A 15,502-nucleotide genomic window follows, 5' to 3' on the forward strand; every position below is an offset into this window, starting at 1 on the left:
AACGCACTGCGCCCTACCCCACTACCCGATGAGCACGCACATCGACACCCAGGCCCGCCACTGGCTGCGCAGCATGTTCGATGCCGCCATCGCATCCGCGCAGCCTGCGGTATGCCTGCCGCCGCACCTGCCTGCCCCGCCCCGGGGCCGCACGGTGGTGATCGGCGCAGGCAAGGCATCGGCCCAAATGGCGCAGGTGCTGGAGGCCCACTGGCCCATGCCGCTCACTGGCGTGGTGGTCACACGCTACGGGCATGCGGCCGCCTGCCAGCACGTCCGCGTGCTGGAGGCCGCCCACCCCGTGCCCGATGCGGCGGGCCTGGCTGCCGCCCAGCACATGCTGGCTGCAGTGGACGGGCTCACTGCGGACGATCTGGTGATCGGCCTGTGGTCGGGCGGCGGCTCGGCGCTGCTGCCCTTGCCGCTGCCGGGCATCACGCTGGCTGACAAGCAGGCGCTCAACCAGGCCCTGCTGCGCAGCGGCGCCAGCATTGGCGAGATGAACTGTGTGCGGCGCCACCTCTCGGCCATCAAGGGCGGGCGGCTGGCCCTGGCCTGCAGCCCCGCCCGCGTGGTCAACCTGGTGATGTCCGACGTGCCGGGCGACGACCCGCTGGACGTGGCCTCGGGCCCCACCGTGGCCGACCCGACCACCCGTGCACAGGCTCTGGCCATCTTGCAGCGCTACCGCATTGCGCTGCAGCCCGCCGTACTGGCTGCGCTGGACACTGCCGCCAGCGAAAGCATCAAGCCCGGCGACACCCGGCTGGGCCCCATCACTACCCACGTCATTGCTACGCCCGACCTGGCCCTGCAGGCAGCAGCCCAGGTGGCGCGCCAGGCGGGCATCGAGCCCACGCTGCTCGGCGATGCACTGGAGGGCGAAGCCCGCGACATGGGCACCGTGCTGGCCGGTGTCGCCCGCTACGCCGCCAAGGCCCCGTCACCACGGCACCGCGTGCTGCTGAGTGGCGGCGAAAGCACTGTCACCCTGCGTGCACCGGCCCCAGGGCAACCCATGCCAACCCCGGGGCGCGGCGGGCGCAATGTGGAATGCCTGCTGTCCCTGGCCCTGTCGCTCAAGGGCTTGCCCGGCGTGTACGCATTGGCCGGGGATACCGACGGTATCGATGGCCTGGAGCCCGTGGCAGGCGCCATCGCCACGCCCGACACGCTGGAGCGCGCCGCTGCACTGGGCCAACACGCCACCGCCGCGCTGGACGCGCACGACGCCCACACCTTTTTTGGCGCGCTGGGCGACGCCGTGGTCACCGGGCCCACGGGCACCAACGTCAACGACTTCCGCGCGATCCTGATCGCAGCCACGGGCTGACGCCACGCATCCGCGTCCCCACCGGCCCTGCCCCCACAAGAACCACAACCCAACGGAGACAACCATGACACGCATTGCGACCCCGCACCACCCACCGTCAACGCCGCCCACAACGCCCTCCACGCGCCGCCACCACCTGCTGGCGCTGGCAGCCCTGGCTGGCGCTGCCTGTGCCCTACCCAGCGCGCCGGCCCACGCGCAGGCCTGGCCGGCCAAGCCCGTCACCATCGTCGTGCCCTTTGCAGCGGGCGGCACCACCGATGTGCTGGCACGTGCGCTGGGCGAAAAACTGGGCACGGCCCTGGGCCAGCCCGTGATCGTGGAAAACCGGGGCGGCGCGGGCGCCACCATCGGGGCCGACTACGTGGCCAAGGCTCCTGCCGACGGCTACACGCTGTTGATGGGCGCGGTGCACCATACCATTGCCACCAGCGTGTACAAAAAGCTCAACTACGACTTTCAAAAGAGTTTTGCACCCATCACCACCGTGGCGCTGGTGCCCAACGTGCTGGCCGTGAGTGCGGCCACGCCCGCCAAGGACGTGAGGGAGCTGGTGGCGCTGATCAAGGCCACGCCCAACAAGTTCTCCTACGGCTCCAACGGCGCGGGCACAGCGCAGCACCTGATCGGCACGCAGTTCGCCGCGTCCATCGGCCAGCCCTTGCTGCATGTGCCCTACAAGGGCAGCGGCCCGCTTACCACCGACCTGCTGGGCGGGCAGGTGTCGATGTCGTTCGACACCGTCACCCCGGTGCTGCCGCACATTAAGGCGGGCAAACTGCGCGCCCTGGCGGTCACCACGGCCAAGCGCTCGTCCACCCTGCCCGACGTGCCCACGCTGCAAGAAAGCGGCTTTGCGGGCTTTGACATCGGCACCTGGTTTGGTGTGCTGGCCCCCGCCCGCACACCCGCCGATGTGGTGGCACGGCTGAACACCGAAATGGTCAAGGTCATCCAGTCGCCGGACTTTCAAAAACGCATGCAGGACATTGGCGCCGAACCCATCGGCAACACCCCCGCGCAGATGGCCGAGCAGATTGCGGCCGACACCGCACGGTTTGCCAAGCTGGTGGCCGACAACAAGATCACCACCGACTGACCGAGTGGCAAAGAGTGGTCGCCAAGGGTGGTTGGTGAGTTGAATGGTCAAGGTGGGTTGGTATAAACCCACGATGACCGATACCGCCGCCCCCGTTGCCAACACCGCACCCGCTGCCCTCGTCCGCGCGCTGGAAGAGCGCGCCTTCAACGCCTGGCCCGCGCACCAGACGGTGTTTCACCGGGGCTGGGTGTTCCGGCTGTCGGGCGGGTACACCAAGCGTGCCAACTCGGTCAACGCGCTGGTGCCCGGCGCGCCGTTTGACGGCGTGCGCGAGGCGGCGGCGGCGCTGTATGCGCGGCATGGTTTGCCCGCCGTGTTCCGCATCTCCCCCCTGGCCCCGGACGAGGCCGACCAAGAGCTGGCGGACGCGGGCTACCAGCACTTCGACCCCTCGCTGGTCCTGCACCGGCCGCTGGTGCAGGGCTCGGTGCCCCGGCCCGACGGCAGCACCGTGGTCAGCACTTCGCCTTCACCTGCATGGCTGGAAGGTTTTGCGGCGGCCAACGGCGTGGCGCCGCACCACCGCAACCTGCACCGCAGCATCCTCGACGCGATCGCCCACCCGGTGGGCTATGCGCTGCAACACAACGCCCAGGGCCATGCCGTGGGCTTTGGCCTGGCGGTGCTGGAGCGCGGCGCCGTGGGCCTGTACGACCTGGCCGTGGCGCCCGAACACCGGGGCAGCGGGCGCGGGCGCGCGCTGGTGCAGGCCCTGCTGCACTGGGGGACCGAGGCCGGGGCGACCAGCGCCTATCTGCAGGTGCGCGCGCAGAACACGCCTGCGCTGCGGCTGTATGAATCGATGGGGTTCAAGACGGCCTATGGCTACCACTACCGGGTGCCGGGCTGAACAGCCCACGCTCGCCGGGTGGTGAGGATGGCAAGCGGTACCGCAGAGGGTTTTCGCGGAGAATTTGAATCAAATTGGCTGGTAGCGCTTGATAATCATGCGCCAACAGCTATTGAATCAATAGCAAATCACCCGATCCCTAGCGGTGGCCGAGCTTGCGCACCGCCCAGTCGCCCAGGCTTTGCACGGCCTGCACAAAGAAGATCAGCACCAGCACCACGGCCAGCATGATCTCTGGCAAAAAGCGCTGGTAACCGTAGCGGATGCCCAGGTCGCCCAGGCCGCCGCCACCAATGGCACCGGCCATGGCCGAGTAGCCCGTGAGGCTCACGAAGGTGATGGTCAGGCCCGCCACGATGCCGGGCAGCGCCTCGGGCAGCAGGACCTTCCACACGATCTGGCTGGTGGTGGCGCCCATGGCCTGGGCGGCTTCCACCAGGCCATGGTCCACTTCGCGCAAGGCCGATTCAACCAGCCGGGCCACAAAGGGCGCGGCGGCAATGGTCAGCGGCACCACGGCGGCCGCCGTGCCGATGGACGAGCCCGTGATGAGGCGCGTGAACGGAATGATGGCGACCAGCAAGATGATGAACGGCGTGGAACGCACGGCATTCACCAGCCAGCCCACCAGCTTGTTCAGCGGCCCGTTTTCCAGCACGCCACCATCGTCCGTGAGGCGCAAAAACACGCCCAGTGGCACGCCGATAAGGCCCCCGACGATGCCGGAAATGCCCACCATGATGAGCGTCTCCCACAGCGACGAGGCAAAGAGGTCCAGCATGGCCGGAGTGAAATGATCGAACATGGCTTGCCCCTCCCTCAGATTTCAATGGTGACTTCTTCGACGGCCACGCCGCCTGCGCGCAGATGCTCCACGGCACCGCGCAGGTGGCCGGGTTCACCGCTGGCATAGACCGCCAGCGAGCCGAAGGTTTCGTCCTGGATCTCGTCCACCTGGCCGTGCAGGATGCTCATGTCCACCCCAAACTGGCGGATCAGCTGCGACAAGATGGGCTGGTAGGCGCTGTCGCCAGAGTAAGACAGGCGCAACAACCGGCCGGCGTGGCCGGGGGCCGTGGCCGCCAGCTGACCAGTCAGCTTGCGCACGTGGTCGAGCACACTCGGGGGCAGCTCTTGCGGCAGAATTTCGTCGATCAGGCTCTTGGTGATGGCCTGCTGCGGCCGCGTGAACACGTCGAGCACACGGCCCTGCTCCACAATGCGCCCGGCCTCGATCACCGCCACGCGGTCGGCCACCTGTTTGATGACCTGCATCTGGTGGGTGATGAGCACCACCGTCAGGCCCAGCTCGCGGTTCACCTGGCGCAGCAGGTCGAGGATGGAGCGGGTGGTCTCCGGGTCGAGCGCCGAGGTCGCTTCGTCAGACAGCAGCACCTTGGGGCGGCTGGCCAGCGCACGCGCAATGCCCACGCGCTGCTTTTGACCGCCGCTGATCTGCGCCGGGTAGCGGTCTGCCAGTGCCGACAGGCCCACCAGCTCCAGCAGCGGGTTCACGCGCTCGCGAATGGCTGCCTTGTCCATGCCCGCCAGCTCCAGTGGCAGTGCAGCGTTGTCGAACACCGTGCGCGACGACAGCAGGTTGAAGTGCTGGAACACCATGCCAATGTCGCGGCGGGCCTCGCGCAGTTGTGCGTCGTTGAGCTGGGTCAGGTCGCGCCCACCCACGATGACCTGGCCCGTGGTGGGCCGGTTCAGCAGATTGATCACGCGCACCAGCGAGCTTTTTCCCGCGCCGCTCTTGCCGATGATGCCGAACACTTCGCCCGGCGCGATGTGAAGGTCGATGCCGCGCAGGGCCTCGACCGGACCTTGTGGGCCCTGGTAGGTTTGGGTAATACCCCGTAAGTCGATCATGAAAAGCAAAGGGCCGGCACGCACCTGGTGTGTGCGCTCGGCCCTGAAAACACAAAGATAAGCAACTGTACTAGAGCGCTATAAAGAAACCAACTATCAAAAAATAAAGTAATAAGACATCAAAGTTATTTGGACTGTTCGGCGCCTACCCCGCCGCCATGGGCACAACCCGACCCTTGACCTGGCGCGACACCATGGCCCCCAATACCACCACACCCAGCGCCGCCACCGAGAACACCGGCGCGATCCAGCCCCGGTCCACGCTGGCGGCCACCGCCAACACCCCCAGGGACTGGCCCAGAAACAGCAGACAGGCAAACAGCGTGACCGCTGTGCCACGCGCTTCGGGGGCCATCTGTGTGGCCTGCACCTGCAGCGTGTTGTGCAGCATGTAAAAGCCCACCCCGGCAAAAAAACAGCCCAGCACAGCCCACGCGGCCGCCGGGCCCCAGGCCAGTAGCAGCAGGCCCGCCGCAATGAAGCAAGCGCCCACCAGTGCCAGGCCACGCTCACCCAGCAGGGCCAGCCAGCGGCGCGCCAGCAGGCTGTAGACCAGCCCGCCCACGCCATACAACACCATCACCCCCCAGCGGCCGAGGCCGACAGCCCAAAACCATCCACCATGCGCGCAGGCACAAAGGCCAGCGTGCCAAAGGCCAGGGCCCCTTCGACCGCCACCACGGCCAAGACCCAACGCACGCGGGGCATGCGCAACAGGCGCGCTGTGCTGGCCAGATAGGCCGACAACGAGAACGCGGGCGGCACCGGCGCGCCTTCGGCCGGGGCCGGGGCAGAGGCCGTCATGATGCGTGCCTGCCTGAACAACATGCTGGCCGCCACCATAAACAACAGCGACAGCACGGCAAACGCGGCCCGCCAGCCCAGCACTTCCACCGCGAAACCACCAAACCACTGGCCCGCCATCATCCCCGAGACCGTCGCCACCATCAGGCGGGCCAACGTCTCCTGGCGCTGCGCATAGGGCACATGGTCGCCAATCCAGGCCATCGACAGCGGGATGATGCCCGCCGCCGCCGCCCCCATGGCCGCGCGCGAGGCCACCAGCAGCGGCAACGTGGGCGCCATCGCTGTCATGCCGCAGAACACCGCACAGGCCGACGTGGCGCTGATGATCACGCGCACCTTGCCAAACCGGTCGCCCAGCGGGCCATAAAAAAGCTGAAGCACGCCGTAGGCCACCGCAAACGCGGCAATCACCGCAGAGGCATCGCCCGTGGTCACAGAGAACTCCTGCGCCAGGGACACCAGCATCGGGTCACACACGCGCATGGAGGCCATGCTGCAAAAGGCCGCCAGGCCAATCAGGCGCAGCATCAAAGGGGAAGGGATCATGCGCCGATTGTGCGGGGGCTGTGGCCAGTGTGCTGACGCCAAGGTGCATGCACCCCGGCAGCGGGGGGTCTGTGGGCTGGCGCGTGCAGCGCAGGCCCTCTGTGTGGTTGTCGTGATGGCGCGGGGCCAGAGGGGCCCGATCAGTCCCGGGCGCGATCAGCCCTTGCCCGCATTGAACCCGGTGTCGAACGTGCCCCGCACATCGAGCCGCTGCTTGATGAGGCCCGCCGCCAGATAAAAGTCGGCCGTCTTCTGCTGGTCCGCCAGCACCTGGGCGTCGATGTCCTGCCAGCGGGTGGCGCGGCGCTCAAATTGCAGCTGTGCGGCATCGGCCGGTATGCCCACGATGCGCGCCAGCGATTGCCCAAACGGCTTGGCGTTCTGGTACGACCACACCTGCGCACGCGCCACGCGCTCCTTGAAGTCTTGCAGTGCAGCGCGTTTTTCGGCCAGCGCCGCATCGGTGGCGGCCAGAAAACTCAGGCCGGACCACAGACCCCGGCCACTGACCAGAACCCGCGCATGGCCGCTGGTTTCGGCGAGTGCCGTGTAAGGCTCCCAGGTCGCCCAGGCGTCCACCGATCCCTGAGTCAAGGCGAGCTTGGCGTCCGGCGGCGGGATGAAGCGCAGCTGCACATCGTCCACCTTCAGGCCCGCCGACTCCAGCGCCTTGAGCGTGACCAGATGGCCGATGGAGCCCCGGTTGGTGACAATGCTCTTGCCCTTCAGATCCGCCGCCGTCTTGAGCGGCGAATGGGGCGCCACCAGCACGGCTGTGCCATACGCGTCAGACCGGCTGGCCGCAAAGGCCTTCACCCGGCTGCCCGCCGCCAGCGTGAACAGCAGCGGCGCATCGCCGATGGGGCCAAAGTCCACCGCGTTGGCATTGAGTGCCTCGGCCAGCGGCGCGGCGGCCGGGAACTCGCTCCATTTGATGTCGTAGGGCAGATTCTTGAGTTCACCCGCCGCGTCGAGCAGGGCCTGTAGCCCGCCCTTCTGGTCGCCCGCACGCAACAGCACGCGCGCGGGTGTTTGGGCATGGGTCAGCACAGGCGAGAGGAACGAACTGGCGGCGACCGAGGCGGTCAGCAAGTGGTGAAACTGGCGTCGTTGGAGGGTCATGGTCGGGGAGTTTTGAAAGGGAGAGGTCGGTAACAAAAAAAGGAGGGGGGGAAAGGGATCACAACCCCAGAGCGCGGCGGCCCGCCGCGATGTGTACGCTGTCCTCCTGCGGCGTGTGCACGCGCCCGCACAACACGTCGCGCAGGTGGCGCTCCAGCGGGTTCTTGCGCGCCAGGCCGTGGTTGCTGCTGAGCGCCAGCGCGGCTTGCACCGCCTCGATGGCGTTCTGCATGGCCACCGTCTTCACCAAACCGCTGTCTATCGCGGGCACCAGGATGCCGCTGTCCAGGTCCTGCGCCACGCTGGCGATCAGGCGGGCGTTGGTACTCAGCTGGGCCTCGATGCGGCCCAAGGCCTCTTGTGCGCGGGGCAGGCTGGCCAGCGGCGCGCCGAGGTTGGCGGGTGTGCGCTCGCGCAAAAACTGCACCAGCCAGTCGCGCGCCGCGCGGGCCACACCGGTGTAGAGCGCGCCCAGCATCACCGTCATCTCGGCCAGCATGGCGGGCTCGCCACGGGCCCAGTCTTGCGGCAGGCGCAGGTCCAGCGCGTGGTCGTGCGGCGTGAGCACCCCCTGCAGATGCACGTCGTGGCTGCCGCTGGCGCGCAGGCCCAGGTGGTCCCAGGTTTCTTCGATACGGATTCCGGGCGCATCGGCCCGCACCAGGAACGATCCCGTGCGCGGCACCTCCTCATCGGTGCGCGCCCACACCACATACCAACGCAGGATGGGTGCGCCGGTCGAATACACCTTGTGCCCGCTGATGCGCCAGCCCTCGGCCGTGTGCCGCGCCACCGTGGCGGGCAGGCCGCCGCGCGCGGGCGAGCCCAGCTCGGGCTCCACCCGCAGCGCGTTGATGAGCGATACCTCGCGTTGCGACTCCTGCACCAGTTGCTGCGCCAGCGCCTGCGGCCAGGGCGAGCCGGGCCGTCCCATGCCGCGCTGCTGGATGTATTGCATGGTCAGCACCAGTGCGGTGGCCGGGCAGCCCTGCCCCACCGCACCGATCACCTCGCCCAGTTGCGCAGCCGATGCGCCCTGCCCGCCCAGCGTGCGTGGCGCGGCCAGCGCAAGCAGCCCGGCCTGCTGCAGGTCGGCAAAGTTGGCATGCGGAAAACTGCCGTCCCGGTCATGCACCACAGCCCGCTCGGCAAACTCCACCGCCAGCGTGCGGGCCACCTGCCCCCAGGTCAGCGGCGCATTCATTGCAGCACCTCAGGCTGCTGCCGCACGATGATGTCGAACAGGCTTCTGAAGGCAAACTGCGCGCCGCCCGGCCCGCCGATCTGCGCGTGGGTGCGCTGCGCGATCTCGTGGCGAATGGGTTTGGGCGTGCCCGCTGCCTCGGCCAGCAACTGGGCGTGGCAGGCGTTCTCCAGCGCGATGTACCACCACGCAGCGGCCTCCACCGAGGGCCCAGCCGTGAGGATGCCGTGGTTCTGCAGGATCACCGCCTTCCGCGCACCCAGCGCCTTGCCGATACGGAAACCCTCATCGGTCTCCAACACCACCCCGGTGAAGTCGTCGAACAGCGCATGGTCTTCATAGAAGATGCACGCGTCCTGCGTCAGCGGATCGAGCTTGCGGCCCAGCGCGGCCCAGGCCTTGCCGTAGGTGGAATGCGTGTGGGCTGCCGCAATGATGTCGGGCCGTGTCTCATGCAGTGCGGCGTGGATGGCAAACGCAGCGCGGTTCAGCGGCCCCTCGCCCACCACGATCTCGCCCGCTGCATTGACCAGCAGCAGGTCAGACACCTTGATCTGCGAGAAATGCACGCCCAGCGGGTTCACCCAGAAGTGATCTGTCCACTCTGGGTCGCGCGCAGTGATGTGGCCTGCCAGCCCATAGTCAAAACCCTGCTGCGCAAACAGCCGGAACGCCACGGCCAGCGTCTCTTGCCGGTGACGGCGCTCGGCCTGCACGGTGGAGCGCGCTGCGGGCGCATCGAACCAGTCCTTACGCTGGGGTTGGGCGTTGCGGGCAGGGGTGGTGGGTACAGGCGCGAGGACAGCGGACATGGGCGGCTTTCAAGAATGGGTGGGGTTGCAACAAGCAATGCGCCCACCTTAAAAGCGCCCCCACGCTTCGCCAACGAAGAATTCCGCGTGACCACATGCGGTTTCTGCATGAACGGCGACGGCGCGGTGCACTGCCCCTGTGCATAAGCAGTCGGCAGCACGCAGCGTTCCATGCTGCGTTTACCGCATATCGATGCTACGCAACGGTCTTTGCGCGGCAGGCGGGCTTGGCGGAACCTTGTGGCCCATCGTTGTATGCCACTGCCTCAAGGACCCGCCCCCATGCCTCACACCACACAGCCCCTCACCCACCTCCTGAACCGCCGCCAACTCCTTCAGGCCAGCCTGGCCGCCACCGCCTGGGCCGCCACGGCGGGCACACCCGCCTTTGCGGCCACGCCCGCGCCCGACCTGTCCAAAATCACGCTGCGCGTCGGCACCTACAAAGGCCTGTGGCGCGCACTGATCGCGGCATCGGGCCAGGGCAACACGCCCTACCGCATCGAATGGCGCGAGCTGAACAACGGCGTGCTGCACATCGAGGCGCTGAACGGCGATGCGCTCGACCTGGGCTCGGGGAGCGAGATCCCGGCCCTGTTTGCTGCACGCCAAAAGGCGCAGGTGCGCTTCATCGCCGTGGTGCGCGAAGACCTCAACAACCAGGTCACGCTGGCGCGCAAGGATGCGCCCATCCAGCGCATCGCGGACCTGAAAGGCAAGCGTGTGGGCTACGTGCGCGCCACCACCTCGCACTACTACCTGAGCCGCCAGCTGGCCGAGGCCGGCCTGTCGTTTGCCGACATCCAGGCCATCAACCTTACCCCCGCCGATGGCCTCTCGGCCTTTGACCGGGGCGACCTCGACGCCTGGGCCATCTACGGCTACAACGGGCAAATCGCCCGCCTGCGCTACGGGGCGCGCGTGCTCAAAACCGGGCTGGGTTACCTCTCGGGCAACTTCCCCATTTATGCCAACCCGCGCTCGGTGGACGACCCGCTCAAACACGCTGCCATTGCCGACTATTTGCAGCGCCTGCGCCGCGCCTATCTGTGGGCCAACGACAACTACCTGGCCTACGCACAGGCCCAATCGGCCGAGACCCGTGTGCCCGTGGGCGACCTGATCGAGCTGTGGAACAACCGCAGCACCGACTACGACCTGCGCCCCGTGGACGACAGCGTGGTGCAAGGCCACCAAACCGTGGCCGACACCTTCTTGCAGCTGGGTGTGCTGGACGGGCCTGCACAAGTGGCACCGCTGTGGGATCGCAGCTTCAAGGGCGTGTTGCGCCCCTTGGCCGTGGACAAGGCGGCATAAAGGCAAGGGGCGGCTCGGTGGCCAACGTGCCCGCCGTCCGCCGTCCGCCCTCCCTCCTTCCCTCCTTCCCTCCTTCCCCGATCCATTTTTTGCGTGGCACGGGCACCGCTTGCGCTTACCATGCGCCCCTCATTCCAACGAGGAGCACAGAACCATGACCATGAACAAGCGCAACTTCGTCACCGCCAGCGTGGGCCTGGCCAGCCTGTGGTCCGCGGCCGGCAGCAGCCACGCCGCCCCCTCGACCAAGACCACAGCGTCCCAAGGCCCCACGCTGCTCACCCTGAGCGGCGCCATCACCCGGTCCAACCGGGGAGCACTGGACCCTGCCATCGACCAGATGATGGGCAAACACGGCATCCAGTTTTCCAACGCCCACGCGCTCGACGCCGCCGCCCTGCAACGCATGGCCGCCGTCACCATCCAACCCACGCTGGAATACGACAGCAAAAAGCACACGCTCAAAGGCCCCTTGCTCACCACCGTGCTGGCCGCCGCGGGTGTCACCGCAGGCAGCGCCGTGCAACTGGTGCTGCGCGCGGTGGATGGCTACAACGTCACCATCAGCATGGCCGACGCCCAGGCCCACCGCATGATCGTCGCCACCCACATCGACGGCCAGCCCATGGCCCTGGGCGGCCTGGGCCCGCAGTGGGCGGTGTATGACGCGGACGTGCTGCCCGCCTTCAAGGACAAGCCTGTGAAGGAACGCTTTGGTTTGTGCCCCTGGGGGCTGTACCACATTGAGGTGAAGAAGGCCTGAGCCCGCGCGGGCCCACCACCGACGGGCCAGTGCACAGCAAAGCACCGCAACCCCGCACCCAACAAAAAGAGCGACCCCAGGGTCGCTCTTTTTTTGATAGCTGCCAGCGCTTGATCCACTAGCGCTACAGCCACATTTCGCCTCAAATCAGCCCCGGCGCCGCCCGATGCGCACCGCCAGCGCTGCCAGCGACCCCACCGTGGCCAATGCCACCACACCCAGCCACCCCCACTGCGCCAGCACCAGGCTGCCCAGCGCTGCACCGGCCGACATGCCGATGAACATGCCGGTGAACAGCAACGCATTGAGCCGGCTGCGCGCCGCAGGGTCGATGCCGTACACGATGGTCTGGTGCGCCACCAGCGTGGCCTGCACGCCAAAGTCAAAACCAATCGCACTGGCCACGATCAGCGCCAACTGCGCCTGCGCAGGCAGCAGCGGCGCCAGCGCCATCACCGCAAACGACGCCGCCGCCAGCCCTGCGCCATAACGGGTGACGACCTCGGGCCCGCGCTTGTCGGCCAGGCGCCCGGCCAGCGGTGCGGCCAACGCACCTGCCGCCCCGGCCAGGCCAAACGCACCCGCTGCCGCCGTACCCAACTGAAACTGGCCGTGCAGCATCACCGCCAGCGTGGACCAGAACGCGCTGAAACCCACGGCCAGCAACCCCTGCGCCCAGGCCGCACGGCGCAGCGCAGCGTGCTGGCGCCACAGCGCCACCATCGAGCCAATCAGCGCGCCATAGCCCAGCTGCGTGGTGGGCGCAAAGCGCGGCAGCCCGCGCCACACCGCCACCGTCAGCAGCGCAATGGCCACCGCCGCCGCCACATACACCGTGCGCCAACCCCATTGCTGCGCCACAAAGCCGCTGACCACACGCGACAACAAAATGCCCAGCAGCAGCCCCGTCATCACAATGCCCACCATGCGCCCGCGCTGCGCCGCCGGGGCCAGCGTGGCGGCGGCGGGCACCACATCTTGCGCCACCGTGGCCGCCAGGCCCACGGCCAGGCTGGCCGCCAGCAGTGCGCCCATGCCGGGCGCCAGGCCGCTCATTAGCAAGGCCACTATCAGCGCGATGGACTTGATGACGATGATGCGACGCCGGTCAAACCGGTCGCCCAGCGGAGCCAGCAGCAAGATGCCCAGCGCATAGCCCAGCTGCGTGAGCGTGGGCACCAGCCCCACCACGCGGCTGTCGGCCTGCATGTCGGGCCCCAGCACGCCCAGCATGGGCTGGCTGTAGTACAGCGACGCCACGCTCAGGCCCGCCGTGGTGGCCAGCAGCAGCAACAGCGGCGCGCCCACCGCCCCCTCGGCAGGCGGCAGCCCTGGCGCCGCGCCAATGACAGGGATTGCATGCACATTTTGAATGGAAGACATCTCAACACCTGTTCAGCAAAAGGAAAGGTGCGATTGTTCATAGGCGCTGCACCCTTGGGTAGTGGTCTGGGTTGCAGATTTGTTATACGCTTCACGCATGACCACTGCCCTGCCACCCGGCGCCGACCGCATCGAGCTGATGCAGACCTTCATCCGCATCGTCGAAACCGGCAGCCTCTCAGCCGCTGCCCAGCAACTGGGCACCAGCCAGCCCACCGTGAGCCGCCGCCTGCAGGCACTGGAGCGCAGCCTGGGCATCAAACTGCTGCAGCGCTCCACCCATGTGATGAAGCTCACCGAAGACGGCGAACGCTGCTTTGCCCACGCCAAGGCCCTGCTGGAAGACTGGCGCGCCATGGAAGACGACCTGCGCGGCACGGCCGACACCCCGCGCGGCACCCTGCGCGTGCTGGCGCCACACGCCTTTGGGCAAGACCAGTTCATCGCCCCGCTGATGGCCTACCTGCGCCGCTACCCCGAGGTGGATGTGGAATGGATGCTGCACGACCGCCGCCCCAACTTCATCGCCGAAGGCATCGACTGCGCCATCCAGGTCGGCGCGGTGGACGACCCCACGGTGGTCGCGGTGCGCCTGGCCGAAGTGCCTCGCATCGTGCTGGCCGCCCCCGCCCTCATGGCCGGGCGCCCCACGCCCCAGCACGCACAAGACCTGCAACCCCTGCCCTGGCTGGCCCTGAGCACCTTCTACCGCCGCGAGGTCACGCTGACGCAAGAGCCCGGCGGCGAGGCCCACACGTTTGGCATCGCACCGCGTTTGGCCACCGACAGCCTGTACGCATTGCGCAGCGCCGCTCTGGCCGGGCTGGGGGCGTGCATTTCATCGGCATGGATCGTGGACAACGATGTGCGCCAGGGGCACTTGCTGCACCTGGTGCCCAACTGGCATGCAGCGCCGCTGCCGGTGTACTTGGTTTATCCGTATGCGCGGTTTTATCCGGCGCGGCTACGGTTGTTTTTGGAGGCGATGCGGGGGGCGATGCCGGGGTTGGTGGGGATGCGGGCGGTGGAGGTTTGAGCGGATGGCAGGCATCGGCCCATTGCGGAGGCTCCGGGCCGCCCCGCGCTGGCCGGCCGGCCGAGGGATGAACCTATCGGGCAGGGCGTTTGGCCCATCCGTCGCGGACGGGCTGCGAGGCCTGATAGACCTCGACCGGCTGTGCCCCAGCGCTCTAGAATGTTTGCGTGAAGCCCCGGTTGGAACAACAGATTCGCTTCTGCAAATCGCATGACGACCTACGCATTGCCTACGCGACGATGGGTAGGGGGCCGGCGGTGGTGCGCGCGGCACACTTCCTCACGCACCTCGAATTCGATCTGCACAGCCCCGTCTGGAATCCATGGTTGCTCGAACTCAGCCGCCAGCGCTCGCTGGTTCGGTACGACGGCAGGGGCTACGGTCTGTCGGACCTGGATTCGGCGCCGCAGCAACTTGACGCCTGGGTCGCCGATCTTGAAGCCGTGGTGGACGCCGCCGGGCTGGAGCGTTTTGCGCTGCTGGGATGTTCGCAAGGCTGTGCCATTTCCATTGCCTACGCGGTGCGCCACCCGGAACGGGTCTCCTGCCTTGTGGTGCTGGGCGGATATACGCGCGGGCTGATGCGGCGCAACCCGACGCCGGCCGAGATCAAGGAAGCCAGGCTGCTTCTCGACCTGATCGAGATCGGATGGGGCCGCGACAACCCGGCTTTCCGCCAGGTGTTCACCTCGCAGTTCATTCCCGATGGGTCGCCAGAGCAAGTGAACTGGTTCAATGAACTGGAGCGGCTGTCTACCAGCCCCGAACATGCGGCACGCGTCATCGCGGCGTTTGGACAGATCGACGTCACCGACTTGGCCGCCCGTGTCACCTGCCCTACGCTGGTGCTGCACGCGCGGGGAGATGCCCGCGTGCCCTTCGAGGAAGGCCGGCGCACCGCAGGACTGATTCCCGGCGCACGCTTCATTCCGCTGGACAGCCGTAACCATGCGCTGTTGGCGACCGAGCCCGCATTCGCCCAGTGCTTCCGTGAAATTCAGACCTTTCTTGAAGAGCACCAAGCGGCACCGGGCGAGCCTCTTGCGTTCCCGGACTTGAGTTCTGGCGAGCGAGCCTTGCTGGAGCTTTTGGCGCATGGCCTGGACAACTTGCAGATAGCGGCGCATCTCGGCCTGGCCGAGAAGACAGTGCGCAACAAAGTCTCTGCAATCTTCGCCAAACTGGACGTGTCAACCCGCGCCCAGGCCATCGTCCACGCGCGAGAAGCCGGATTCGGCGCCAAGCCGCTGCCGACCTGAGGTGGCACAGGACGGCGGTCCCGGCCAGGGACCCATTTGCGCAAGCATCCGCCCCGAATCGGGACAACTGCCTCGCGCGCGATCGTCCCCGCT

Annotated in this window: 13 protein-coding genes and 1 pseudogene; 7 read left to right on the plus strand and 7 right to left on the minus strand. The window is 67.6% G+C overall.

All coding sequences use genetic code 11. The features are described from left to right. Positions 1-28 precede the first annotated feature (28 nt). The 3 genes from CLU85_RS13175 (at position 29) to CLU85_RS13185 (ending at position 3,285) form a co-directional block, all read left to right on the plus strand. The gene (locus CLU85_RS13175; protein WP_100410654.1) at positions 29-1,333 is read left to right on the plus strand and encodes a glycerate kinase; all 1,305 of its coding nucleotides are present in this window, start codon (positions 29-31) and stop codon (positions 1,331-1,333) included. Positions 1,334-1,397: 64 nt separating this feature from the next. Further along, the gene (locus tag CLU85_RS13180; RefSeq protein ID WP_100410655.1) at positions 1,398-2,432 is read left to right on the plus strand and encodes a tripartite tricarboxylate transporter substrate binding protein; all 1,035 of its coding nucleotides are present in this window, start codon (positions 1,398-1,400) and stop codon (positions 2,430-2,432) included. A gap of 73 nt (positions 2,433-2,505) precedes the next feature. Beyond that, the gene (locus CLU85_RS13185) at positions 2,506-3,285 is read left to right on the plus strand and encodes an N-acetyltransferase (protein WP_100410656.1); all 780 of its coding nucleotides are present in this window, start codon (positions 2,506-2,508) and stop codon (positions 3,283-3,285) included. 139 nt (positions 3,286-3,424) lie between these two features. Here the strand turns inward: CLU85_RS13185 and CLU85_RS13190 are convergent, their stop codons facing one another. From CLU85_RS13190 to CLU85_RS13215, 6 genes and pseudogenes are all read right to left on the minus strand, one after another. After that, positions 3,425-4,090: a methionine ABC transporter permease gene (locus tag CLU85_RS13190; RefSeq protein ID WP_100410657.1), complete on the minus strand. Its 666-nt coding sequence runs from the start codon at positions 4,088-4,090 to the stop codon at positions 3,425-3,427. A 14-nt stretch (positions 4,091-4,104) separates the two neighbouring features. Then, positions 4,105-5,160 (minus strand): methionine ABC transporter ATP-binding protein, encoded by a 1,056-nt coding sequence (locus tag CLU85_RS13195; RefSeq protein WP_100412540.1) that lies wholly within the window; start codon positions 5,158-5,160, stop codon positions 4,105-4,107. A 145-nt stretch (positions 5,161-5,305) separates the two neighbouring features. Next, positions 5,306-6,495: pseudogene (locus CLU85_RS13200) on the minus strand (MFS transporter). 174 nt (positions 6,496-6,669) lie between these two features. Next, positions 6,670-7,635, minus strand: coding sequence for an ABC transporter substrate-binding protein (locus tag CLU85_RS13205; protein WP_100410658.1), 966 nt, complete (start codon positions 7,633-7,635; stop codon positions 6,670-6,672). A 58-nt stretch (positions 7,636-7,693) separates the two neighbouring features. Continuing rightward, complete coding sequence (locus tag CLU85_RS13210; RefSeq protein ID WP_100410659.1) at positions 7,694-8,839, minus strand: acyl-CoA dehydrogenase family protein; 1,146 nt, start codon at positions 8,837-8,839, stop codon at positions 7,694-7,696. Further along, a complete protein-coding gene (locus CLU85_RS13215) occupies positions 8,836-9,651 on the minus strand; it encodes a class II aldolase/adducin family protein (RefSeq protein ID WP_100410660.1) in 816 nt (271 codons plus the stop codon). Before CLU85_RS13215 ends, CLU85_RS13210 begins: the two co-directional genes overlap by 4 nt. A gap of 282 nt (positions 9,652-9,933) precedes the next feature. On the opposite strand from CLU85_RS13215, the gene CLU85_RS13220 reads away from it, so the two are divergent. After that, positions 9,934-10,968 (plus strand): ABC transporter substrate-binding protein, encoded by a 1,035-nt coding sequence (locus CLU85_RS13220; RefSeq protein WP_100410661.1) that lies wholly within the window; start codon positions 9,934-9,936, stop codon positions 10,966-10,968. A gap of 160 nt (positions 10,969-11,128) precedes the next feature. Further along, the gene (locus tag CLU85_RS13225; protein WP_100412541.1) at positions 11,129-11,731 is read left to right on the plus strand and encodes a molybdopterin-dependent oxidoreductase; all 603 of its coding nucleotides are present in this window, start codon (positions 11,129-11,131) and stop codon (positions 11,729-11,731) included. A 147-nt stretch (positions 11,732-11,878) separates the two neighbouring features. Here the strand turns inward: CLU85_RS13225 and CLU85_RS13230 are convergent, their stop codons facing one another. After that, positions 11,879-13,114, minus strand: a complete 1,236-nt coding sequence (locus CLU85_RS13230) for an MFS transporter (RefSeq protein WP_198509189.1) — start codon at positions 13,112-13,114, stop codon at positions 11,879-11,881. 97 nt (positions 13,115-13,211) lie between these two features. Between CLU85_RS13230 and CLU85_RS13235 the strand changes: the two genes are divergently transcribed. Both CLU85_RS13235 and CLU85_RS13240 read left to right on the plus strand, forming a co-directional pair. Beyond that, complete coding sequence (locus tag CLU85_RS13235; protein ID WP_100410662.1) at positions 13,212-14,150, plus strand: LysR family transcriptional regulator; 939 nt, start codon at positions 13,212-13,214, stop codon at positions 14,148-14,150. A 167-nt stretch (positions 14,151-14,317) separates the two neighbouring features. Then, positions 14,318-15,409, plus strand: a complete 1,092-nt coding sequence (locus tag CLU85_RS13240) for an alpha/beta fold hydrolase (protein WP_232727821.1) — start codon at positions 14,318-14,320, stop codon at positions 15,407-15,409. Positions 15,410-15,502 lie beyond the last annotated feature (93 nt).

It is taken from the genome of Acidovorax sp. 69 (genome assembly GCF_002797445.1).
GTDB lineage: Bacteria > Pseudomonadota > Gammaproteobacteria > Burkholderiales > Burkholderiaceae_C > Acidovorax.